We start from the raw sequence: 22,161 nt of genomic DNA on the forward strand, positions 1-22,161 counted from the left end.
CTCGTCAGTCGCCTGCCGGGCAGAAGCCTTGTTCTATGGAGAACAGCTGTGCGCCTCTTCGCGCACCACGCCTCCTTTGTTCGGATGACGAAGGCGACCGGCGGGGGACGAGCCGTGACGCGACGACGCCCCCGTCGCGAGCTGCGGCGGGGGCGTCGTGAGACGGTGGTGACCTCAGGTCACTCGGTCTCGTCGAGGTCGATGTCGTCGCCCTCGAGGTCGTTCGAGGCGTACTCGGGCGAGCCCTCGCGGGGCGCGCCACCGGTCGGGCCGTCGTTGCCCTCGCCGACGCCGGGGAAGACCGTCTCGCCAGCAACCGCGTCGTTGGTTGCGATCTGCTCGGACTCGGCGAACTCGTCGGCCTGGTCGTAGGGCTGCTCGCCCGATGCTGCTGGGGTGTTCGTGTCGCTCATGATGCGTCCTCTCGAAGGTGGTGCGGGGTGGTGGGGGAGCGGCTCAGGCGAGGCCGAGCTGCTGCTTCATGCCGGCCTCGTCGGTGGCGCCCCAGCGCTCGACGAGCAGGCCGTCCTCGTCGAAGCGGCCGACCTGGATGCCACGGACCGTGAACGACTTGCCCGTGGGCTCCGCGCCCTGGAACGTGCCGGTGTGCGTGCCCGAGATCGTGAAGACCGCGGTGACGTTCTCGTCGTCGGCGACGAGCGTCTCGACCTGCAGGTCTGCGTCGGGGAACGCCGTGAAGAACTCGGTCCAGAAGGCCTGGATGCCGGCGAGTCCGGCGGGCGCGTCGGGGGCCGGGTCGTGGTCGACGACGTCGGCGTGGAAACCCTCGCCCAGACGGTCGATCTCGCGGGCGGTCAAGATCTCGCCGAGGCGTTGCTGCGTGGCGATGTTCTTCTCTTTTGACATGCGTGTCTCCGTCTTCTCGTCCTGTCGGGGTGTCTCTCGTCTACTCCCCAGGCGCGCACCAGCCGCCGATGCTCACAGCAGACGCGACGCTCGGCGTACCCCTCGGCTCGCCCGCTAGGCTGACCGCTGGCCCATTGTCTTCATGTCGAGATGGCTCGATGTCGAGACGGATCATGGTGAGACGACGCAGCGATGCGGATTGGAAGAACAGCGTGGATCTTTTCGAATACCAGGCCAGAGACCTGTTCGAGCAGTACGGCGTGCCCGTGCTGCCGGGCATCGTGGCCGACACCCCCGAGGAGGCGCGAGCGGCGTCCGAGAAACTGGGTGGCGTCACCGTCGTCAAGGCCCAGGTCAAGGTCGGCGGTCGCGGCAAGGCCGGCGGCGTCAAGGTCGCGAAGACCCCGGACGACGCCGAGGCCGCGGCGAAGGACATCCTCGGGCTCGACATCAAGGGTCACGTCGTCAAGCGCGTCATGATCGCCGGCGGCGCCCAGATCGCCCAGGAGTTCTACTTCTCGGTGCTGCTCGACCGCGCCAACCGCTCGTACCTCTCGCTCTGCAGCGTCGAGGGCGGCATGGAGATCGAGCAGCTCGCCGTCGAGAAGCCCGACGCCCTGGCCCGCATCGAGGTCGACCCCCGCGCCGGCATCGACCTGGCGAAGGCAACCGAGATCGCGCGAGCCGGCGGATTCCCCGACGAGCTCATCGAGAAGGTCGCGCCCGTCCTGGTGAAGCTCTACGCCGTCTACGAGGGCGAGGACGCGACGCTCGTCGAGGTCAACCCGCTCGTGCTGACCGAACAGGGCGACATCGTCGCCCTCGACGGCAAGGTCTCGATCGACGAGAACGCCGAGTTCCGTCACCCGGGCCATGCCGAACTGGAGGACGCCGACGCAGCCGACCCGCTCGAGGCGAAGGCCAAGGCGGCCGGCCTCAACTACGTGAAGCTCGACGGCGAGGTCGGCATCATCGGCAACGGCGCCGGGCTCGTCATGTCGACGCTCGACGTCGTCGCCTACGCCGGTGAGGCCCACGGCGGCGTCAAGCCCGCCAACTTCCTCGACATCGGCGGCGGAGCGAGCGCCGAGGTCATGGCGGCCGGGCTCGACGTGATCCTGGGCGACGCCCAGGTCAAGAGCGTGTTCGTCAACGTCTTCGGCGGCATCACCGCGTGCGATGCGGTCGCCAACGGCATCGTCGCCGCCCTCGGCATCCTCGGCGACGCGGCCACCAAGCCGCTCGTCGTGCGGCTCGACGGCAACAACGTCGACGAGGGTCGGCGCATCCTGGCGGAGGCGGCGCACCCGCTGGTCACCGTCGTCGCGACCATGGACGAGGCTGCCGACAAGGCCGCCGAGCTGGCTTCGAAGTAAGGACTGCACAGAACAATGTCGATCTTCCTCAACAAGGACAGCAAAGTCATCGTCCAGGGCATCACCGGCGGCGAGGGCACCAAGCACACCGCCCTCATGCTCAAGGCCGGCACGCAGGTCGTGGGCGGCGTCAACGCCCGCAAGGCCGGTACGACCGTCACCCACGGTGACGTCGAGCTGCCCGTCTTCGGCACCGTGACCGAGGCCGTCGCCGAGACCGGCGCCGACGTCTCGATCGTCTTCGTGCCGCCGGCGTTCGCCAAGGACGCCGTCGTCGAGGCCATCGAGGCCGAGGTGCCGCTCGTCGTCGTCATCACCGAGGGCATCCCCGTGCAAGACAGTGCCGAGTTCTGGGCCCTTGCCAAGGCCAAGGGCGGCACGACGCGCATCATCGGCCCGAACTGCCCCGGCATCATCACGCCCGGCGAGTCGCTGGTCGGCATCACGCCCGCCTCGATCTCGGGCTCCGGCCCCATCGGCCTGGTCTCGAAGTCGGGCACCCTGACGTACCAGATGATGTTCGAACTGCGCGACCTCGGCTTCTCGACCGCCATCGGCATCGGTGGCGACCCCGTCATCGGCACGACGCACATCGACGCGCTCGAAGCGTTCGAAGCCGACCCCGACACCAAGGCGATCGTCATGATCGGCGAGATCGGTGGCGACGCCGAAGAGCGTGCCGCCGACTACATCAAGGCGCACGTCACCAAGCCCGTCGTCGGCTACGTCGCGGGCTTCACCGCCCCCGAGGGCAAGACGATGGGCCACGCCGGCGCGATCGTGTCCGGCTCGGCCGGTACCGCACAGGCCAAGAAAGAGGCACTCGAGGCGGCCGGCGTCAAGGTCGGCAAGACGCCGAGCGAGACCGCTGCCCTGCTGCGCGAGGTCTACGCCTCCCTCTAGGGGCCGACCCGCGCCTCCTCGACGGGCGTGTTCGTCACGGCCGGTCGTCCTCGGACGCCCGGCCACGACGGACACGCCCGTCGTCGTCCGACCCGGACGCACGGCGTCGTCGTCGCGGGCGGCGGGGCAGCAGCCCCGGCCCGCCCGGCACCGGTACAGTCGCTCGCGATGAACCGCCCAGTCACCGCCCTCTTCGCCGCGCTCGAAGCCCTGCTCGTCGTGGGCATCGGCGTCGGCATCCCCCTCGTCGTGCTGACGTCGCTCTGGGCGTTCCAGTACGGCCTGCAGATCGACTGGATCGTGTTCTGGCGTGCGGCCGTCGACTCCTGGCTCGTCGGTCACGGGGCCGACCTCACCCTGCAACTCAGCTCCGACGCGGCTGCGGCGACCGGCATCGCCGGAGCCGACGCCCCCGTCGTCGTCTCGCTGGCCGCGCTCGGATTCGCCCTGCTCACGGTCTCGATGGGAGTCCGCGCCGGCCGGGCGGCGGCCGAGACCGCCCACCGGGTGACCGGTGTGCTCGTGACCATCGGCACCTTCGCGCTGCTGTCCCTCGCCCTCGCGGCCTCGGCACAGCACGAACTCGCGCGCCCGTCGTTGTGGCAGGGCACGCTGCTGCCCGCGCTCGTCTACGCCGTACCCGTCGTGGCCATGGCCGAGATCACCCGCCGTCGTCGAGGCGAGGCGCCCGACCCGGTGACCGGCATGGTGATCGGGCTGCTGACGCGACTGCCCGGTCAGGTGACCGGCATCGCCTCCGCCGGGCTGCGCCTCGGCGCCGTGGCAGCGTCCACCGTGATCGCCGTGTCGGCCCTGATCGTCTCGGTGCTGATCGTGACGAACTACGCCGAGATCATCACCCTGTACGAAGGCGCGCACGGTGGGTTCCTGGGCGGGCTCGCGCTGACGCTCGCCCAACTCGCGCTCCTCCCCGACGTCGTCGTCTGGGCGGCGTCATGGCTCGTCGGACCCGGCTTCGCCATCGGCACCGGGTCGTCCATCTCGCCGCTGGGCACCGCGGTCGGCCCGATGCCCGCGATCCCGTTCTTGGGCGCCCTGCCGACCGCCGACCTGTCGTTCGGCTTCGTCGGTCTGCTGGTGCCGATCGTCGCCGCCTACGTCTGCGCGACACTGCTGAGGCCCCGACTGCAGCGCATGCTCGCCGGGCACGGTGTCGACGACCTGGTCCGCCGCATCGTCGTCGCGGTCGTCGGAGGTCTCGTCGGGGGAGTGCTGCTGGGCCTGCTCGCCTGGGCCGCCTCGGGTTCGGCCGGGCCCGGGCGACTGACCGAGGTCGGCCCCGACCCGCTGCTGGTCGGCGGCTTCGCGGCGCTCGAGTTCGCCGTCGCCGGAGTCCTGGCCATGGTCGTGACGCCTCCGAGGTTCGCAGGCGACCGGGCCGAGACCTCCTCGGGCGGGCTCGGTACCGACCGGCAGGACGATCGCGTCACCGAGAAGACCCCAAAGACCGAGAAGACCGAGAAGACCGAGAAGGCCGACACGGCCGGAAGACCCAGCAGGGCCTGGAAAGCCTGGAAGGCCGGACGTGCCGAGGGGACCGACCGGGGCGACGGCCTCCGAGGGGCCGACGAGCTCGCGACGTCCCCGGCGCGCGAGTCCGCGACGGCGCCGCCCTCCGCCCCGCGACCCGACGGCGACGACACCGAGCGCATCGAGGGCATCACGCGCTGAGGCCGTCCCGGGCGGACCACCTGCCCCGCGGGGCGGGCGACCGGCCCGCTAGGCTTGCCGGGTGCTGAAGCTCGTGGTGCTCATCTCCGGTGGCGGCTCGAACCTGCGGGCGCTGCTCGAGGCCGCGAGCGACGCCGAGTACCCCGCTCGAGTGGTCGCCGTCGGCGCCGACCGTGAGGCCGACGGCTTCGAGCACGCCGAGCACTTCGGGGTGCCGAGCTTCTCGGTGTCGTTCTCGAACTTCGCCGACCGTGCCGCCTGGGGCGACGAGCTGCTGGCCCAGATCGCTCAGTGGCAGCCCGACCTCGTCGTGCTCAGTGGTTTCATGCGGCTCGTGCCGCCGCGTGTCGTCGAGGCCCTCGCCCCGAACCTGATCAACACGCATCCCGCCTACCTGCCCGAGTTCCCCGGGGCTCACGGCGTCCGGGACGCGCTCGCGGCCGGGGTCCAGCAGACCGGCGCCAGCGTGATCGTCGTCGACGAGGGGGTCGACAGCGGCCCCGTCCTCGCACAGCGTCGCATCCCCGTGCTTCCCGGCGACGACGAGTCGTCGCTGCACGACCGCATCAAGGTCGTCGAACGCGAACTGCTCGTGCAGACCGTGCTCGACATCGCCAACGGAACGATCTCTCTCGAACAGGAGCCCACCGCATGAGCGGCCACGCCATCGATCCCAGCCTCTACCGCGACCGTGACGCCGTGCCCGTGCGTCGGGCCCTGATCAGCGTCAGCGACAAGACGGGCCTGCTCGACCTGGCAGGCGCCCTGTCGGCCTCCGGGGTCGAGATCGTGTCGACCGGCTCGACCGCCCGGACCATCCGCGACGCCGGGCACGCCGTCACCGAGGTCAGCAGCGTCACCGGGTTCCCCGAGTCGCTCGACGGCCGGGTCAAGACGTTGCACCCCGCGGTGCACGCCGGCATCCTCGCGGACCTGCGTCTCGAGTCGCACGAGGCGCAGCTGGCCGAACTCGACATCGCCGCGTTCGAGCTCGTCGTCGTCAACCTGTACCCGTTCGTCGAGACCGTGGCGTCGGGTGCCGACGTTCCCACCGTCGTCGAGAACGTCGACATCGGGGGCCCCGCGATGGTGCGGGCCGCCGCCAAGAACCACGCCAACGTCGCGATCGTGGTCTCGCCGTCCAACTATCCGCAGGTCGTCAAGGCGCTCACGCTCGGCGGCACGACCCTGGCCCAACGGCAGCGTCTCGCGGGGGAGGCCTTCGCCCACACGGCCGCGTACGACACGGCAGTCGCGGCGTACTTCGCCGCACACGTGGGTGTGCGGGCCGAGGCCGACGCGTCCGCCTCGGCGACCAGCGCCTCCTCGTCCGTCGCCGACCAGCAGGAGGCGCGGGCCGGCTTCGACCCCGAGGTCACCCTCTCGGCCGAGTTGCAGCACACCCTCCGCTACGGCGAGAACGCCCACCAGGCCGCCGCGATCTACGCCACGCCCGACGGGCACGGCATCGCCCAGGCGACGCAACTGCACGGCAAAGAGATGTCGTACAACAACTACGTCGACGCCGACGCGGCCCTGCGCGCCGCCTTCGACTTCGACGAGCCCGCCGTCGCGATCATCAAGCACGCGAACCCCTGCGGCATCGCCGTCGCCTCGGTCGACGCCGTCGACGCCATCGCCGACGCGCACCAGCGGGCACACGCCTGCGACCCCGTCTCGGCGTTCGGCGGCGTCATCGCGGCCAACCGCCCCGTGACCCGGGCCATGGCCGAGACCGTCGCGGACATCTTCACCGAGGTCGTCATCGCTCCGGCGTTCGATCCCGAGGCCGTCGAGATCCTCAGCGCGAAGAAGAACATCCGCCTGCTCACCTTGCCGGCCGGCTTCGCCCGCGAGGCCCGCGAGATCAAGCAGATCTCGGGTGGCCTGCTCGTCCAGGACGCCGACCGGTTCGACGGTTTCGCGTCCGACGGCTGGACGCTCGTCGCCGGCGACGAGGCCGACGCCGCGACGCGCGCCGACCTCGAGTTCGCCTGGAAGGCCTCACGCGCCGTCAAGTCGAACGCGATCCTGCTCGCCTCGGGTGGGGCGTCCGTCGGCGTGGGCATGGGCCAGGTCAACCGGGTCGACTCCTGCCACCTCGCCGTCGACCGCGCCGGCGCCCGGGCCACCGGGTCGGTGGCGGCCTCGGACGCGTTCTTCCCGTTCGCCGACGGGCTGCAGGTGCTGCTCGACGCCGGGGTGGCCGCGGTGGTGCAACCCGGAGGGTCGATCCGTGACGACGAGGTCGTGGCCGCGGCGAAGGCCGCCGGCGTGACGATGTACTTCACGGGCGAGCGCCACTTCTTCCACTAGGACGCCGTCCACGATTCCGAACGATTCAGTCTTGCGGCGGAGTCGACCGCACACATATCCTGTAAGGCTGCTCACAGCCGGTCGGTCACGACCGCACGGACGGACGACGACACTCAGGAGGACATGATGACGACGACGACACTGACCACGGTGGGTACGGCCACCGACGGTGTCCGCGTGGGTCGCGCCTCCTCGGCGTACCCGAGCCCGGCGCCGCTCGGCTAGACGAGACGGCCTGCCGCCCGCCAGCACCACCCCGCCACCCCTGCCCGGCGACCTCCCGGGCGCGACCGCGCGTCCTCCCCGGACGCTCGCGGCACCACCTCTCTCCACAACGGGTCAGCGTCCAGCGCTCTCGCCTGTGCCAGATCACGACACTTGGATCACCCATGTCTCAGAAGTCCTCGTCCGCCCGTCCGCCCGACGCCGGCAAGCGCCCCTCCACGGTGCAGTCGCTCGCCCGGCTGTACCCCTACGTCAAGCCGGCCCTGCCCCGCATCGTGCTCGGCATGGTCGCGGCCCTGCTCGCCGCCGTCGTCGCCCTGCTGATCCCCCTCGTCCTGCAACTGCTCGTCGACGGACCGCTGTCGAGCGGTGATCGATCGCAGGTGTGGCCCGCCTTCGCCGTCGTGCTCGGCCTCGGCGTGGCCGAGGCGATCATGATCGGTGCTCGCCGCCGACTCGTGCTCACGCCGAGCACCCACGTCGAGGCGACCATGCGCAACGCCCTGTACGCCAAGCTGCAAGACCTGCCGGTGGCGTTCCACGACCGGTGGCAGAGCGGTCAACTGTTGAGCCGATCGGTCAGCGACCTCAGCCTCATCCGTCGCTGGCTCGCGTTCGGCGTCGTGCTGCTCGTGGTCAACGTGCTCACCATCGTCGTCGGCTTCGTCGTGCTGTTCTCGTACAGCTGGGTCCTCGGTCTCGTCTTCCTCGTCGCGTCGCTGCCCGTGTTCTTCGTCAGCTTCGCGTTCGAGAAGCGGTACTCGGTCGTCGCCCGTCGGTCCCAGGACCAGGTCGGTGACCTGGCGACCAGCGTGGAAGAGAGCGTCCACGGAATCCGGGTGCTCAAGGCCTTCGGTCGCGGCAAGCACTCGCTGCGGGAGTTCGCGAAGCAGGCCGAAGACCTGCGCGGCACCGAGATCGAGAAGGCCAAGGCCATCTCGAAACTGTGGCTCTGGCTGCTGCTCGTTCCCGACGTGGCCTTCGCGCTCTGTCTGCTCGGCGGCGTCTGGCTCGCCGCCGACGGCCAGTTGACCGTGGGGCAGCTCTTCGCCTTCTTCGCCACGGCGACGGTGCTGCGCTGGCCGGTCGAGTCGATCGGGTTCCTGCTCTCGATGACCTTCGACACCCGCACGGCCGTCGACCGGTACTTCGAGGTGATGGACAGCGAGAACACGGTCACCGACCCCGAGAGCCCGTCGACGATCGCCGAACCCCACGGACGCCTCGAGTTCAAGAACACCCACTTCCGCTACCAGGACTCACCGGCCCAGTTCTCCGATCTCGTCAACGGGGTCGACCTGGTCGTCGAGCCGGGCGAGACGATGGCGCTCGTCGGTCTCACCGGGTCGGGCAAGACCACGCTCTTGTCACTCGTGTCGCGGCTCTACGACGTCACGGGCGGGCAGGTGCTGATCGACGGTGTCGACGTGAGAGACCTCAGCCGCGAAGAACTCCGCCGTCACATCGGCATGGCGTTCGAGGACGCGACGCTGTTCAGCGCGTCCGTGCGTGACAACGTGCTGCTGGGGCGGCCCGACCTCGCGGAAGACCCCGACGAGGCCGACCGGGTCATGCGCGAGGCGCTCGAGATCGCCCAGGCAGACTTCGTCGAGAGGTTGCCCGAGGGCGTCGACACCCGGGTGGGCGAAGAAGGTCTCAGCCTGTCCGGCGGTCAACGTCAACGCCTCGCGCTGGCGCGGGCCATCGCGGCTCGTCCGGCCGTGCTGGTCCTCGACGACCCGCTGTCGGCCCTCGACGTCGACACCGAAGCACGTGTCGAGGCCGGCCTGAGACGCGTCCTCGCATCGACGACGTCCCTGATCGTCGCCCATCGACCGTCGACGGTCACCCTGGCCGACCGGGTCGCCCTGCTCGAGAACGGCACGGTCACCGCGGTGGGCCGTCACTCCGACCTCATCGCGAGCAACCAGCACTACCGCTACGTCATCTCGTCGCTCGACGACGACTCCACCACCAGCCGAGAGGAGGTGCTCGCATGACCGACACGACACTCGAGGACGACCGTCCCGACCGTCCGGCAGCCGCCGACGGCCCCGTCGAGCGCGAGGCGCTCGACGGCCGCACACCCGCCGAGAAGCGCGCCGAGCAGGGCTCGACGACGCAGGGCGTCCGCGGCGAAGAGCGCGAGAACTTCACCAAGGACGAGAGCAAGAGGCTGCGCCGTCGTTCGCTGCGCCTCCTCGGCTCGCTCGTGCACCCGCTTCGCTGGCGTCTCGCGCTGATGGGCGTCGTCGTCGTGATCAGCACGGCCTCGCAGGTCGCGGGGCCCGCCCTGATCGCGATCGGCATCGACACCGCCCTGCCGGCGCTGATGGACGACCAGGACTGGGCGCCGGCGATCCTCGTCGTGGTCGCCTACCTGGTCACCGGCGTCATCGGCGCGGTGTTGATGGCCCAGTACACGGTGCTGTCGGCGCGCATCAGCCAGGCGATCCTGTTCGACCTGCGCAAACGGTTGTTCCTCCACACGCAACGCCTCAGTCTCGAGTTCCACGAGACGTACACGTCGGGCCGCATCATCTCGCGCCAGACGAGCGACCTGGACTCCATCCGAGAGCTGCTGGACTCCGGCATCAACCAGCTCGTCTCGGGCCTGCTCTACATGGTCTTCACCGCGGTCGCCCTGGTCGCACTCGACCCGCAGAGCGGGCTCGTGCTCGCCGTCGCGCTCGTGCCGCTCGTGGCGTTGACGCGGTGGTTCCAGGTGCGCTCGCAGAAGCTGTTCCGGGCCACACGCGTCACGAGCGCCCGCGTCATCGTGCACTTCGTCGAGACGATGACGGGCATGCGCGCGGTGCAGGCGTTCCGCAAAGAGGCTCGCAACGAGAAGGAGTACGCCGGACACGTCGAGGACTACCGCCAGGCCAACTCGAAGGTGTTCACCCTCTTCGGCACCTTCGACCCGGGCCTGGTACTGATCGGCAACGCCACCCTGGCGGCGGTCGTGCTCTTCGGCGGCTTCCGGGTGATCGACGGCTCGCTCGAGATCGGCGCCCTGCTCGCGGTGGCGCTGTACGCGAAACGGTTCTTCGACCCCGCCGAAGAGATGGCCATGTTCTACAACGGTTACCAGTCGGCGTCGGCCGCGCTCGAGAAGATCTCGGGCGTGCTCGAGGAGCAGCCGAGCGTGCCCGACCCGACACGTCCGGTCGACCTGTGGGACGCCAAGGGCCAGGTGCACTTCGACGACGTCGAGTTCGCCTACAACGCCGACACGGTCGTGCTGCCCGGGTTCGACCTGCACGTGCCGGCAGGGCAGACCATCGCCCTCGTCGGCTCGACCGGAGCGGGCAAGTCGACGCTGGCCAAGCTCATCTCGCGTTTCTACGACCCGACGCGCGGTGCGGTGACGCTCGACGGCGTCGACCTGCGTGACCTGCACCCGAAAGACCTGCGCCGCGCGATCGTCATGGTCACGCAAGAGGCCTACCTCTTCTCGGGATCGGTGGCAGACAACATCTCGCTGGGCAAGCCCGACGCGACGCGTGACGAGATCGTGCGGGCGGCGAAGGCCGTCGGCGCGCACGAGTTCATCGAAGCGCTGCCGGACGGGTACGACACCGACGTGAACAAGCGCGGTGGCCGGGTGTCGGCCGGGCAACGTCAGTTGCTCTCGTTCGCTCGGGCGTTCATCGCGAACCCGAGCGTGCTGATCCTCGACGAGGCGACGGCGTCCCTCGACATCCCGTCCGAGCGCATGGTGCAAGAGGCTCTGCAGACCCTGCTCGCCGACCGTACGGCCGTCATCATCGCCCACCGGTTGTCGACGGTCGCGATCGCCGACCGGGTGCTCGTCATGGAGCACGGCAAAATCGTCGAGGACGGCACCCCGGACGACCTGATCGCGGGCACGGGCCGTTTCGCCCAGCTGCACGCGGCCTGGCGCGATTCGCTCGTGTGAGAACCAGTCACCGATGACCGACGCGACGAACTACCTGCAGGCCTACGACGAGCAACTCCGCACCGACGCCGAGACGCCGAGCGCCGTCGCCGTCACCCGGCTGGGTCCGCTCCGACTCGTCACCTTCGCCGGAGGCCGCGGGTTCGTCACCTACCGCGACCTCGGCGGGGCGGATGCCGAGGCCGTGCGCGAGCTCGTGGCGGACGCCGTCGCCCAGTTCCGGGCCGACGGCGAGATCACGCGTGTCGAGTGGAAGAGCCGTGGTCACGACGAGGCGCCGGGCTTGCACGATGCGCTCGTGGACTCGGGCTTCGCACCCGGCGAGCCCGAGTCGATCATGATCGGGCCGCTCACGGCGCTCGCCGGCCTCGGCGAAGTGCCCGAAGGGGTGACGGTCCGTCGGGTCACCACCGAGGCGGACGTGCGGGCGATGAGCGCGATGGTCAACGAGGCGTTCGGCGAAGCGGTCGACGCGCGGATGGCCGACGCGTTGCTCTCGCGACTCGGTCGCGGCGACGGCATGGAGCTCTGGGTCGCCGAGGTCGACGGCCGGATGGTCAGCGGCGGCCGACTCGAACCCGTCCCCGGCACGGACTTCGTCGGCATCTGGGGTGGTGCCACCCTCGAGGCCCATCGTCACCGCGGCATCTACCGTGCGCTCACCGCCGTGCGGGCTCGCTCGGCTCTGGCGCAGGGCAAGACCCTCGTGCACAGCGACTCGACCGAGGACTCGCGTCCGATCCTCGAACGGTCGGGCCTGGTCGCGGTGTCGACGACGACCCCGTACGACTGGACTCGCTGAGGTCTGTCAGGGACGGTAGGAGGCGCGCTCGAGATCGACGCGGAAGGTGCCCGCCCGGCTCCACAACAGTGGCGTACCCTCGACGCGGTACCTCTCGAGGGCGCGCTGCTCGTGATCGCGCGGGGCATGGCCCGACGCGCGGATCACCCGCCACCAGGGCAGGTCGGCCCCCGCGTACGCCATCACCTGGCCGACGCCTCGTGAGGCCCGGGAGCCCAGGGCTGCCGCGACCGAGCCGTAGGTCATCACGTGGCCCGGCGGGATCGACTCGACCACGGCGATGACCTGCGAGGCGAAGTCGTCGGGGTGGGGCCCGGGTCCGGGTGCGACTGCGTGGCCGGACTCGTTGCAGGGGATGGGCTCGTCCGGGGTCACGTCGTCGGGCTCACGCCGTGCCGGCTCAGGCCTGCGACGACGCCAGCGTCAGCCCCGCGACGTGTTCGCCGTAGGGCGTCTCGGAGATGACCTCGAAGCCGATGTGGCGGAAGAACTCTTCTGGCCCGTCGTCGCCGGGCTCGTAGATGACGGTGACGCGGTCGAAGCCGCGGCTGCGGGCCTCGTCGGCGAGGGCGTGCACGGCGAACCGCCCGATGCCCCGGCCCTGGGCGTCGGCCTCGACGTTGATGCGCCAGATGCCGCTGCGCAGAGCTTCGTCGTCGGCTTCGGCGTCGAAGTTGCCCATGATGAAGCCGACGACCGTGTCGTCGTCGTCGACGACGACCCGGGGCCAGGCGGTCGTCGGGTTGACGTAGGCCTCGGCGATCGAGTGCGAGACGGGCGCGACGAACTGTTCTTGCCCCGGTTTGAGCGTGAGGTTGTTGGCCGCGACGACGGTGGCGGCGGACAGTTCTTCGAGGCGCAGACCAGACATGGCTTCAGGGTAACGGCGCCTCCCGACGGGCACCACCGTCGGGCGGATGACGGCACGACGTGCGCGCGATGCCCCCGACGTCGTGGATGATGACGAGAATGAACCGCGGGACGAACCTGCCGGCGATCGGCGGCTACAACCGATCGGTCGTCCTCGACGCGATCCGTCGAGAGAGCGCGGGGCTCAGCCGGACCGAGATCGCCGGGCGCACCGGACTCAGCCCCCAGGCCGTGACGAACGTCTCGCGTCGATTGATCGAGGCGGGCCTGATCCGTGAGAGCGGCACCGTCATCAGCGGCCCCGGCAAGCCCCGCACCATGCTGCAGCTCGAGTCCCGGGGGCGCTTCGCGATCGGCGTGCACGTCGACCCCGCCGTGTTGACCTTCGTGCTGCTCGACCTCGTCGGCACCGTGGTGGCGCACGCTCGCGAGCTGACCCCGTCGGCCGTCGAACCCGACGAGGTGGTGGCGCTGATGGCCCGGGCCATCGACGGCTTGGTCGTCGCGAGCGGTGTCGACCGCGACCTGTTGCTCGGGGTGGGCATCGCCTCACCGGGACCGGTCGACATCGAGCCCGGCCTCGTGCTCGACCCGCCGATGATGCCGCTCTGGCGGCACGTGCCGCTGCGCCGGGCGCTCAGCGAGGCCACCGGCCTGCCGGTCCTGCTCGAGAAGGACGTCACGGCCTGCGCGGTAGCCGAGCTCTGGCTGAGCGACGGAGGCGCGGGGGAGCGCAGCGACTTCGCCTTCGTCTACTACGGCACCGGGTACGGCACCGGTCTCGTGCTCGGCGGTGACGTGCTGCGCGGGGCCAGCGCGAACGCGGGGGATTCGGGGCACGTGATGGTGGACGACCACGGCCACCGTTGTACCTGCGGCCGGATCGGCTGCGTGGGCGAGCTGATCACACCGCACGCCCTCGTGCGAGAGGCCGTCGCCGCGGGTGTGCTGGTCGAGGGAGACGTGTCGCACGACGCGCTCGTCGAGTCGGCGCGCAGCGGGGACGACGTCGACATGCGTCGCATCGACGAGGCGTTCGCCGCCCTGGTCGGAAAGGCCGACGCCGCCGACGCCGGGGCGTTGCGGGTGCTGCACGGAGCCGGGCGACACCTGGCCCGTGCCCTCGTGACGATCGTCAACCTGCTCGACCTCGACGAGGTCGTCTTCGGCGGGCCGTTCTGGGCGCCGTTGTCACGGCACGTCCTCGCGGTGCTGCCGACCGCGCTCCGCGAGGACCCTGCGTTGATCCCGAAGCACTCGATCCGGCTCGTCGAGTCGTCGATCGGCGTCGACGTGGCGGCCGTGGGGGCGGCCTGCCTGGTGCTCGACCAGACGTTCTCGCCGCGACCGTCCGCCCTGCTGATCCGGGCCTGACGCAGCCGACCCGCGCCTCCTGCGGTTCCCGACCCGCGCCTCCCGGTCGTCGGGCCGTTACCGGACCGTTGCCCGCGAGGATCTTGACACGAGTTACTCCATACGATGTAGTAATCGCATCGCGGTCGGGCAGAGCAGCTCGGCGTCGTCGCGGATGGAGCAAAGGAGCACCATGTCACGCACGTTCACCTCGGCCCGGGGGCGCAAGCGCGCACTGGCCGTCGCCGCCGCGGCGGTCGCCACGGCCCTGCTGGCCTCGGGATGCTCGGGGGGCGCCGGCAGCGGCGACTCCGACACGATCAAGGTCGCCTACCAGAAGTTCGGCACGTTCACCCAGATGGACGCCCACATGAAAGAGACCGCGAAGACCTTCGAGGCGGCGAACCCCGGCATGAAGGTCGAGTTCGTGCCCATCGCGGCGCAGAACGACGACTACTTCACCAAGCTGGCGCTGATGAACCGATCGGCGGCCACCGCACCCGACGTGATGTACGAGGACACGTTCAAGGTGAAGAGCGACGCGGCGGCCGGCTACCTGCTGCCGCTCGACGAGTACACCGACGCCTGGGACGACTGGGACAAGTTCTACGACAACGCCAAAGAGGCCGGCGTCGGCGAGGACGGCAAGACCTACGGCATCCCGATGGGCACCGACACGCGCGCCCTCTGGTACAACAAGGACCTCTTCGCCCAGGCGGGCCTGCCCGTTCCGTGGGAGCCGACGACCTGGCAGGACGTGCTCGACGCCGCCGAGACGGTCAAGGCGAAGGTGCCCGACGTGGTCCCGCTCAATGTCTACTCGGGCAAGCCGCAGGGCGAGGGCGCGACCATGCAGGGCTTCGAGATGCTGCTCTACGGCACGCCGACCGGCACCCTCTACGACGACGAGACCGGCAAGTGGCTCACCGACTCGCAGGGTTTCGTCGACTCGCTCGGCTTCATCCAGGACGTGTACCAGGGCGGCATCGGGCCCAAGCCCGAGGAGGCGCTGGACACCAACATCGCCACCATCGTCGGTGGTGAGTGGCTTCCGCAGGGCAAGCTCGCCATCGCCCTCGACGGCTCGTGGATGAGCGGCACCTGGCTCGAGACCGGCACCAACCCGTGGCCCGAGTGGAACGACGTGATGGGCCAGGCGCCCATGCCCACCCAGGACGGCGCGAAGCCGGGTGCGACGAGCATGTCGGGCGGCTGGACGTTGGCCGTCGGCTCGAAGACGAAGAACCCCGACAAGGCGTTCGAGTTCATCGCCGACGCCCTCGACAAGGACGGCTCGCAGAGCTACGACATCGCCGCCAGCCAGATCGCGGTGCGCAGCGACGTCGCCGAAGACCCCGAGTACGTCGGCAGCAACCCGACCTTCGAGTTCTTCTCGTCGATCGTGCCGGTGACGCACTTCCGTCCGGCGACCACCGACTACAGCCGCATCTCGAACGAGATCACCGTCGCGATGGAGGCCGTCATGACCGGCCAGCAGACGCCCGAGGAGGCGGCGGCCGCGTTCGACGACCAGCTGGTCGGGATCGTCGGCGAGGACCAGACGCAGAAGGCGAAGGACTAGCCACATGGCGACCATCGCCCCCACCCCGGTCGGCCGTGAGAGCGGCCGACCGGGGGCCCCCGGGCCCGGCCCCGGGCCCCATGGCGAGAAGCCGGGCCGCCGGGCGGGTGCCTCGAAGGCGCGCGCCCTGCGTACCGGCGCACGCACCCTGCCGCTCGTCCCGGCCTTCGTCCTGCTGGCCCTGTTCCTGCTGGGGCCGGTCGTCTCGAGCTTCTACGGCTCGTTCACCGACGCCTCGTTGACCGGCTACGCCGCCGGCGGCTCGGAGTTCATCGGCCTGCGCAACTACACCGAGTTGTTCGCCGACCCGGACTTCCCGAAGTCGGTGCTGCTGACGCTCGCCTTCGTCTTCTTCTCGGCCGTGGTCGGCCAGAACCTCGTCGGCCTGGGCCTCGCCCTGCTGATGCGGAACGGCCACAAGGTCGTGCGCTCGATCGTCGGCACGTTCGTGATCGCCGCGTGGGTGCTGCCCGAGATCGTCGCCGCTTTCGCGGCGTACGCGTTCTTCAACGACGCGGGCACCTTGAACACCGTCCTGTCATGGTTCGGGATCACGGGGGCCAACTGGCTCTACGAGCTGCCCATGCTCTCGGTGATCCTCGCGAACGTCTGGCGCGGGGCCGCCTTCTCGATGCTCGTCTACTCGGCGGCAGTGCAGGAGGTGCCGCCCGAGATCACCGAGTCGGCGGAGGTCGACGGCGCCACCGGCTGGCAACGCCTGGTCTACATCACGCTGCCGGTCATCCGACGCAGCATCTCGACCAACCTCATGCTGACCACGTTGCAGACGCTCTCGGTCTTCACGCTGATCTACGTGATGACCGGAGGTGGACCGGGCACGAACAGCACGACGCTGCCGATCCTGGCCTACCAGGAGGCCTTCCAGTTCTCGCAACTGGGCTTCGGCACGGCCATCGCCACGATCATGCTGCTCGTCGGCGCCGTCTTCTCGATCATCTACATCAGGGCCCTGAAACCGGAGGTCGACTGACCATGGCCATGACCTCACCCAGCGGCCGCAGCATGAAGGCCGTCTCGAACGTCGTGCTGATCGTCATCGCGATCTGCTTCGCCGTTCCGCTCGCCTGGTTGCTGCTGGCGTCCTTCGACCCGTCGGCCACGCTGTCGGCCAAGGTGCCGTCGCAGTTCACGCTCGACAACTTCACCGCCGTGCTGACGCCCGAGATCTCGTTCGTGCCGCTCGCCAACAGCCTCATCGTCTCGGGTGGCTGCGCCCTGGTGACCGTGGTCGTCGCGATCCTCGCCGCCTACCCGCTCTCGCGGTACCGGATGCGCATCAACAAGCCGTTCCTCTACGGCATCCTGTTCGGCACCGGCCTGCCGATCACCGCGATGATGGTGCCGGTCTACAGCCTGTTCGTCTCGCTGAACCTGATCGACTCGATCGGCGGCACGGTGTTCTTCCTGGCCGCGACCAGCCTGCCGATGGCGATCTGGATGGCCAAGAACTTCATGGACTCGGTGCCGATCTCGCTCGAGGAGGCAGCCTGGACCGACGGAGCCTCGATGTTCTCCACCCTGACGCGCATCGTCGTGCCGCTCATGCGGCCGGGCATCGCCGTGGTGTTCATCTTCGTGTTCATCCAGGCGTGGGGGAACTTCTTCGTGCCCTTCGTGCTCTTGCTGAGCCCCGACAAACAGCCCGCGGCCGTGAGCATCTTCAACTTCTTCGGTCAGTACGGCTCGGTCGCCTACGGGCAGCTCGCCGCGTTCTCGATCGTCTACTCGGTGCCCGTCATCGCGTTGTACGTGCTCGTCTCGCGGACCCTCGGCGGCTCGAACGCGCTGGCCGGCGCCGTGAAGGGGTGACACGCCTCCCCACCAGTGCCCCTCACGCCCTCTCGCTCCACAGAACGACCCGCCCCACCGTGCGCTTCGGCGCGCCCGTCAGGAGACTGATCCCATGCACGACAACACCGTCCTCGTCGAGGCCCGCATCGACCGCTTCGTCCGCGACCGCATCACGCCGGCCGTCTACCGCCGGTCCGTCCCGTTGACGATCACGGCCTGGGAGGCCCCGGGTGAGCCGGTCCCCTTCGCCGAGGCCGTCTCGCAGCCCTACCAGCCGTTCGCGGTCGGCTCTCCGTGGAGCCGGCCGTGGGGCACGACGTGGTTCCACGTCACGGGCACGGTGCCCGACGACTTCGGCACCGATCCGGCGACCGCACTCGAACTCGTGGTCGACCTGGGCTTCAGCATCCGCCAGCCCGGCTTCCAGGCCGAGGGCCTCGTCTGGCGACCGGACGGCACGATCGTCAAGGCGATCGAGCCGTACAACGGCTACGTGCCGTTGACGGCGATCGGGGCGGGTGCCACCCCGGGCAGCACGATCGACGTCTACGTCGAGGCCGCCTCGAACCCCGACATCGGCGGTGACGACTTCCACGGCGAGACACCGCTGGGCGACCCCGAGACCGCGGGCGACGCCCCGATCTACGCCCTGCGCGGCATCGTGCTCGCCGAACGCGACGAGGTGGTCGCCGAACTCGATCGCGACGTGTGGACGCTGGTCGGGCTGATGCGCACGCTCGAGCTCACCTCTCCGCGGCGGCACGAGATTCTGCGGGCCCTCGACCGGATGTGCGACGTGGTCGATCACGCCGACGTCGCGGGGTCGTCGACGGCCGCTCGGGCCGCGCTCGCCGACGTGCTCGCGGCGCCGGCGAACGCGAGCGCGCACCGGGTCGTCGCGACCGGCCACGCGCACATCGACTCGGCCTGGCTCTGGCCCGTCCGCGAGACACAGCGGAAGGTCGCCCGCACCTTCTCGAACGTCGTCGCGCTGATGGATGACGACCCCGATTTCGTGTTCGCCGCCTCGAGCGCCCAGCAGTACGCCTGGTTGAAAGAGCGCTACCCGGAGCTGTTCGACCGGGTCAAGCAGAAGGTCGCCGAGGGCCGGTTCGTGCCCGTCGGCGGCATGTGGGTCGAGTCCGACACCAACATGCCCGGCGGTGAGGCGCTCGCCCGCCAGTTCGTCGCGGGCAAGGGGTTCTTCCTCCGCGAGTTCGGCGTCGACGCCGACGAGGTCTGGCTGCCCGACTCGTTCGGCTACACGGGGGCCATGCCGCAGATCGCCCGTGCGGCCGGCGCCAGCTCGTTCTTCACGCAGAAGGAGTCCTGGAACGAGACGAACCGCATGCCGCACCACACCTTCCTCTGGGAGGGCATCGACGGCAGCCGTGTGTTCACGCACTTCCCGCCCGTCGACACCTACAACTCCGACCTCTCGCCGGCCGAACTCGCCCACGCCGAACGCGGCTACGCCGAGAAGGGCTTCTCCAACGTCTCGATCGTCCCGTTCGGCTGGGGTGACGGCGGTGGTGGCCCGACCCGCGAGATGATGGCGGCCGCTCGTCGGGCCGGTGACCTCGAGGGCTCGCCGCGCGTGACCGTCGACACCCCCGCCTCCTTCTTCGCCCAGGCACGCGACGAACTCGCGGACCCGGCCGTCTGGTCGGGCGAGATGTACCTCGAGTTCCACCGTGGCACCTACACGTCACAGGCCCGCACCAAGCAGGGCAACCGCCGCAGCGAGCACCTGCTGCGCGAGGCCGAGCTCTGGAGCGCCACGGCGTCCGCCCGCGGCCTTCTCGACTACCCCTACGACGAACTCGAAGAGATCTGGCACGTCGTGCTCTTGCAGCAGTTCCATGACATCCTGCCCGGGTCGTCGATCGCCTGGGTGCACCACGAGGCCGAACGGCACTACGCCCGCGTCGCCGAACAGCTCGAGACGATCATCGGCGCGGCGCAGCGCGCGCTCGCCGGGTCGGGGTCGGCGACGACCACGTTCAACGCCGGTCCGGTGCCGGCGGCCGGGGTCGTCGCCTCGGGTGGCTCGGTCGAGGGTCGCGCCCAGGAGGCGGGGGTCGGATCGGTGGCGCCGGTCGCCTCCGACGGCGGTTGGGTGATCGACAACGGGCTCGTCCGTGCCGTGTTCGACGGTGACGGCCTGGTCGCCTCTCTCCTCGACGCCTCGTCGGGGCGTGACCTCGTCGCTCCGGGCGCGCGGCTCGGTCTGCTGCAGCTCTTCCGTGACACGCCCAACCAGTGGGACGCGTGGGACGTCGACCAGGCCTACAAGAACGTGCGCACCGACCTGGTCGAGGCCGAGTCGGTGGTCGCCGACGGCGGGGCCCTCGTCGTGACACGGCGATTCGGCGGGTCGACCGTCGTGCAGCGGTGGTGGCTGGACGACGGCGAGGCCGAGTTGCACGTGCAGACCGTCGTCGACTGGCACGAGAGGCAGAAGCTGTTGAAGCTCGCGTTCCCGCTCGACGTGCACGCCGACCGGGCGGCCTCCGAGGTGCAGTTCGGCCACGTCCAGCGACCGACCCACCAGAACACGTCCTGGGACTTCGCCCGGTTCGAGACCGTCGCGCACCGCTGGGTGCACGTCACGGAGCCCGGTTTCGGTGTGGCCGTGGCGAACGACGCCACGTACGGCCACGACATCACGCGCAGCACCCGCGACACGGCCGACGGCGGCGACGGCGGCACGACGACGCTCGTGCGGCAGTCGCTGCTGCGGGCACCGACCTTCCCCGATCCGCACGCCGACCAGGGGCGGCACGTGCTGCGCTCGTCGGTGCGGGTCGCGCCCGACGTGCTCGACGCGGCGACGGCCGGCTACCGACTCAACCTGCCCGTCCGCCGGGTCGACGGGTCCTCGGGTGCGGCGGTGGCACCCCTCGTCACGTCGTCGTCGCCCGCCGTGCTGGTCGAGGCGGTCAAGCTGGCCGAGGACCGCTCGGGTGACCTGATCGTGCGCTTGTACGAGGCACGCGGGGCGCGGGCGGCGACCACGATCACGGTGGACGCCGACAGCGGGTTCGGTGAGGCGTGGCGCACCGACCTGATCGAGCGCGAGCTGGCCGACGGCACGGCTGGTGCGGGCCGGTGGGCGGCTGGTTCGGCGGTCGAGCTGACGCTTCGCCCGTTCGAGATCGTGACGCTGCGGGTGGCCCGGGCGTAGTCGCCGCGTCGCTCAGCTCGGGTGGGTCGAATCCGTCACGGCACCACGCCATGGGCACGGCGCCAGGTTTTCTCCTGGCGCTGTGCCCATCGCCTGGCGGAGTGGTCGTGGCGGTGAGTGCGGCAGAGGTTCCGCACGCAGAGGTCAGACGGCGGCTGCGGTGGCGGTCCCGCGGGCCCCGACCGTCGCGGCACCGACGGCCGCCACGGGGAATCCCGGTGGCAGCAGCTCGATGCGCGACGAGAGGTCGAGCGAGGCGAGGAACGCTGATCCGGCGGCCCAGCGGTCCAGTACGCCGGCGACGTCGTCGAGCAGAGGGCGTCCGAGGTTGCTGAGCCCGCCTCCGATCACGACGGAGTCCACGTCGATCGCCAGGACCAGGAGGCGCACCGCGGCCGCCACCCCCGCCGCGAGGTCGGCACGGACGCGCACGGCCTCGGGGTCACCTGCGTCGGCCGCCGTGAACAGCGCCACGGCCGGGTGCGCTCCCTCGGTCGGCCAGTGGCGTGCCACCGCGGCGCCGGCCGCGACGGTCTCGAGGCACCCGCGCTGCCCGCACGGGCAGAGTTCGCCGCCGGGGTCGACGGGGACGTGGCCGATCTCGCCCGAGACGCCCCGCGAGCCGCGCCAGAGCTCACCGTCGACGACGAGGCCGGCGGCGAGGCCGGTTCCGAGGTTGAGGTAGCCGACCGACCCCGACAGCGACATCGCGAGGTACGCGCCGAGGGCGGCCGCGTTGACGTCGTTCTCGACCCGGACCGGCACCCCGAGCCGGGCGTTCAGCGCGGACCCCACCGCGACGTCGTCGAAACCGATGTTCACGGCGTGCCGCACGCGACCCGTGGCGCCGTCGACGAGGCCGGGGATGCCGACGCCCACCGACTCGAAGGCCGAGACCTCGACGCCGGCTCGACGGGCCAGCGAGGTCACGGCGGTGGTCGCGTTCGCCAGCACGGCCTCGGGGCCGAACCCCGTCGGCAGACGCAGCCGGTGCACGGGCGCACCGGACCCGTCGACGACCACCGCGTCGATCTTGGTGCCTCCGATGTCGAGGCCGACCCTCACGGTCGCTCCGCCGTCTCGATCGAGGAGCCGTCGACCGAGGAGCCGTCGGTCGGAGGGGCGCCGGTCGGAGGGGCGCCGGGCAGGCCGAGGCGTGACCCGTCGAGCGGGGCGACGGACGCGATGGCGGGCCGGGACATGTTTGTTAGTAAAGCTTACGAACCAGGCTCCGGCAAGCGGTCGGCCCTGACG

General features: G+C 70.3%; 19 protein-coding genes. 13 read left to right on the forward strand and 6 right to left on the reverse strand.

What is annotated here, in order from left to right:
* Positions 1-179 precede the first annotated feature (179 nt).
* The gene (locus HRF36_RS09120) at positions 180-413 is read right to left on the reverse strand and encodes a hypothetical protein (protein ID WP_173209065.1); all 234 of its coding nucleotides are present in this window, start codon (positions 411-413) and stop codon (positions 180-182) included.
* Positions 414-456: 43 nt separating this feature from the next.
* Positions 457-867 carry an ester cyclase gene (locus tag HRF36_RS09125; protein WP_173209067.1) on the reverse strand — a complete coding sequence of 137 codons (411 nt, stop codon included), beginning with the start codon at positions 865-867 and terminating at the stop codon, positions 457-459.
* Positions 868-1,079: 212 nt separating this feature from the next.
* Between HRF36_RS09125 and sucC the strand changes: the two genes are divergently transcribed.
* From sucC to HRF36_RS09165, 8 genes are all read left to right on the forward strand, one after another.
* Positions 1,080-2,243 (forward strand): ADP-forming succinate--CoA ligase subunit beta, encoded by a 1,164-nt coding sequence (sucC, locus tag HRF36_RS09130; protein ID WP_173209069.1) that lies wholly within the window; start codon positions 1,080-1,082, stop codon positions 2,241-2,243.
* A gap of 15 nt (positions 2,244-2,258) precedes the next feature.
* Positions 2,259-3,146 carry a succinate--CoA ligase subunit alpha gene (gene sucD / locus HRF36_RS09135; protein ID WP_043594275.1) on the forward strand — a complete coding sequence of 296 codons (888 nt, stop codon included), beginning with the start codon at positions 2,259-2,261 and terminating at the stop codon, positions 3,144-3,146.
* Positions 3,147-3,314: 168 nt separating this feature from the next.
* On the forward strand, positions 3,315-4,838 hold the full coding sequence (locus tag HRF36_RS09140; protein ID WP_217271100.1) for a DUF6350 family protein: 1,524 nt from the start codon (positions 3,315-3,317) through the stop codon (positions 4,836-4,838).
* A 61-nt stretch (positions 4,839-4,899) separates the two neighbouring features.
* On the forward strand, positions 4,900-5,493 hold the full coding sequence (gene purN, locus HRF36_RS09145; protein WP_173209071.1) for a phosphoribosylglycinamide formyltransferase: 594 nt from the start codon (positions 4,900-4,902) through the stop codon (positions 5,491-5,493).
* Positions 5,490-7,154: a bifunctional phosphoribosylaminoimidazolecarboxamide formyltransferase/IMP cyclohydrolase gene (purH, locus tag HRF36_RS09150; RefSeq protein ID WP_173209073.1), complete on the forward strand. Its 1,665-nt coding sequence runs from the start codon at positions 5,490-5,492 to the stop codon at positions 7,152-7,154. The genes purN and purH overlap by 4 nt, the downstream gene beginning before the upstream one ends.
* Before the next feature lie 389 nt (positions 7,155-7,543).
* On the forward strand, positions 7,544-9,379 hold the full coding sequence (locus HRF36_RS09155; protein ID WP_173209075.1) for an ABC transporter ATP-binding protein: 1,836 nt from the start codon (positions 7,544-7,546) through the stop codon (positions 9,377-9,379).
* The gene (locus HRF36_RS09160; protein WP_173209077.1) at positions 9,376-11,301 is read left to right on the forward strand and encodes an ABC transporter ATP-binding protein; all 1,926 of its coding nucleotides are present in this window, start codon (positions 9,376-9,378) and stop codon (positions 11,299-11,301) included. Before HRF36_RS09155 ends, HRF36_RS09160 begins: the two co-directional genes overlap by 4 nt.
* A 13-nt stretch (positions 11,302-11,314) precedes the next feature.
* Positions 11,315-12,103, forward strand: coding sequence for a GNAT family N-acetyltransferase (locus tag HRF36_RS09165; RefSeq protein WP_173209079.1), 789 nt, complete (start codon positions 11,315-11,317; stop codon positions 12,101-12,103).
* 6 nt (positions 12,104-12,109) lie between these two features.
* On the opposite strand, the gene HRF36_RS09170 is transcribed toward HRF36_RS09165, so the two are convergent.
* Together HRF36_RS09170 and HRF36_RS09175 are read right to left on the reverse strand one after the other, a co-directional pair.
* Entirely contained in the window at positions 12,110-12,478 is a 369-nt protein-coding gene (locus tag HRF36_RS09170; protein ID WP_371740096.1) for an MGMT family protein, read from the reverse strand.
* A 25-nt stretch (positions 12,479-12,503) separates the two neighbouring features.
* Positions 12,504-12,974: an N-acetyltransferase gene (locus tag HRF36_RS09175; RefSeq protein ID WP_173209081.1), complete on the reverse strand. Its 471-nt coding sequence runs from the start codon at positions 12,972-12,974 to the stop codon at positions 12,504-12,506.
* A gap of 98 nt (positions 12,975-13,072) precedes the next feature.
* Between HRF36_RS09175 and HRF36_RS09180 the strand changes: the two genes are divergently transcribed.
* From HRF36_RS09180 to HRF36_RS09200, 5 genes are all read left to right on the forward strand, one after another.
* Complete coding sequence (locus HRF36_RS09180; RefSeq protein WP_173209083.1) at positions 13,073-14,347, forward strand: ROK family transcriptional regulator; 1,275 nt, start codon at positions 13,073-13,075, stop codon at positions 14,345-14,347.
* Between the two features lie 172 nt (positions 14,348-14,519).
* Positions 14,520-15,908, forward strand: coding sequence for an extracellular solute-binding protein (locus HRF36_RS09185; RefSeq protein ID WP_254281167.1), 1,389 nt, complete (start codon positions 14,520-14,522; stop codon positions 15,906-15,908).
* Positions 15,909-15,912: 4 nt separating this feature from the next.
* The gene (locus tag HRF36_RS09190; RefSeq protein WP_173209093.1) at positions 15,913-16,899 is read left to right on the forward strand and encodes a carbohydrate ABC transporter permease; all 987 of its coding nucleotides are present in this window, start codon (positions 15,913-15,915) and stop codon (positions 16,897-16,899) included.
* Between the two features lie 2 nt (positions 16,900-16,901).
* On the forward strand, positions 16,902-17,738 hold the full coding sequence (locus HRF36_RS09195) for a carbohydrate ABC transporter permease (protein WP_056259591.1): 837 nt from the start codon (positions 16,902-16,904) through the stop codon (positions 17,736-17,738).
* A gap of 94 nt (positions 17,739-17,832) precedes the next feature.
* Positions 17,833-20,907: a glycoside hydrolase family 38 C-terminal domain-containing protein gene (locus HRF36_RS09200; RefSeq protein ID WP_173209095.1), complete on the forward strand. Its 3,075-nt coding sequence runs from the start codon at positions 17,833-17,835 to the stop codon at positions 20,905-20,907.
* Between the two features lie 144 nt (positions 20,908-21,051).
* On the opposite strand, the gene HRF36_RS09205 is transcribed toward HRF36_RS09200, so the two are convergent.
* Entirely contained in the window at positions 21,052-21,972 is a 921-nt protein-coding gene (locus HRF36_RS09205) for an ROK family protein (RefSeq protein ID WP_371740097.1), read from the reverse strand.
* Entirely contained in the window at positions 21,969-22,109 is a 141-nt protein-coding gene (locus tag HRF36_RS15835) for a hypothetical protein (RefSeq protein ID WP_254281168.1), read from the reverse strand. Before HRF36_RS15835 ends, HRF36_RS09205 begins: the two co-directional genes overlap by 4 nt.
* Between the last annotated feature and the right edge of the window lie 52 nt (positions 22,110-22,161).

Source organism: Frigoribacterium sp. VKM Ac-2836, from assembly GCF_013248995.1.
GTDB lineage: Bacteria > Actinomycetota > Actinomycetes > Actinomycetales > Microbacteriaceae > Frigoribacterium.

What these genes read in the sequence shown, in the direction of transcription:
- HRF36_RS09120 (WP_173209065.1), bottom strand. Translation starts at nt 413, where the DNA reads ATGAGCGACACGAACACCCCAGCAGCATCGGGCGAGCAGCCCTACGAC.
- HRF36_RS09125 (WP_173209067.1), bottom strand. Translation starts at nt 867, where the DNA reads ATGTCAAAAGAGAAGAACATCGCCACGCAGCAACGCCTCGGCGAGATC.
- sucD (WP_043594275.1), top strand. Translation starts at nt 2,259, where the DNA reads ATGTCGATCTTCCTCAACAAGGACAGCAAAGTCATCGTCCAGGGCATC.
- HRF36_RS09140 (WP_217271100.1), top strand. Translation starts at nt 3,315, where the DNA reads ATGAACCGCCCAGTCACCGCCCTCTTCGCCGCGCTCGAAGCCCTGCTC.
- purH (WP_173209073.1), top strand. Translation starts at nt 5,490, where the DNA reads ATGAGCGGCCACGCCATCGATCCCAGCCTCTACCGCGACCGTGACGCC.
- HRF36_RS09155 (WP_173209075.1), top strand. Translation starts at nt 7,544, where the DNA reads ATGTCTCAGAAGTCCTCGTCCGCCCGTCCGCCCGACGCCGGCAAGCGC.
- HRF36_RS09160 (WP_173209077.1), top strand. Translation starts at nt 9,376, where the DNA reads ATGACCGACACGACACTCGAGGACGACCGTCCCGACCGTCCGGCAGCC.
- HRF36_RS09165 (WP_173209079.1), top strand. Translation starts at nt 11,315, where the DNA reads ATGACCGACGCGACGAACTACCTGCAGGCCTACGACGAGCAACTCCGC.
- HRF36_RS09175 (WP_173209081.1), bottom strand. Translation starts at nt 12,974, where the DNA reads ATGTCTGGTCTGCGCCTCGAAGAACTGTCCGCCGCCACCGTCGTCGCG.
- HRF36_RS09180 (WP_173209083.1), top strand. Translation starts at nt 13,073, where the DNA reads ATGAACCGCGGGACGAACCTGCCGGCGATCGGCGGCTACAACCGATCG.
- HRF36_RS09185 (WP_254281167.1), top strand. Translation starts at nt 14,520, where the DNA reads ATGTCACGCACGTTCACCTCGGCCCGGGGGCGCAAGCGCGCACTGGCC.
- HRF36_RS09190 (WP_173209093.1), top strand. Translation starts at nt 15,913, where the DNA reads ATGGCGACCATCGCCCCCACCCCGGTCGGCCGTGAGAGCGGCCGACCG.
- HRF36_RS09195 (WP_056259591.1), top strand. Translation starts at nt 16,902, where the DNA reads ATGGCCATGACCTCACCCAGCGGCCGCAGCATGAAGGCCGTCTCGAAC.
- HRF36_RS09200 (WP_173209095.1), top strand. Translation starts at nt 17,833, where the DNA reads ATGCACGACAACACCGTCCTCGTCGAGGCCCGCATCGACCGCTTCGTC.
- HRF36_RS15835 (WP_254281168.1), bottom strand. Translation starts at nt 22,109, where the DNA reads ATGTCCCGGCCCGCCATCGCGTCCGTCGCCCCGCTCGACGGGTCACGC.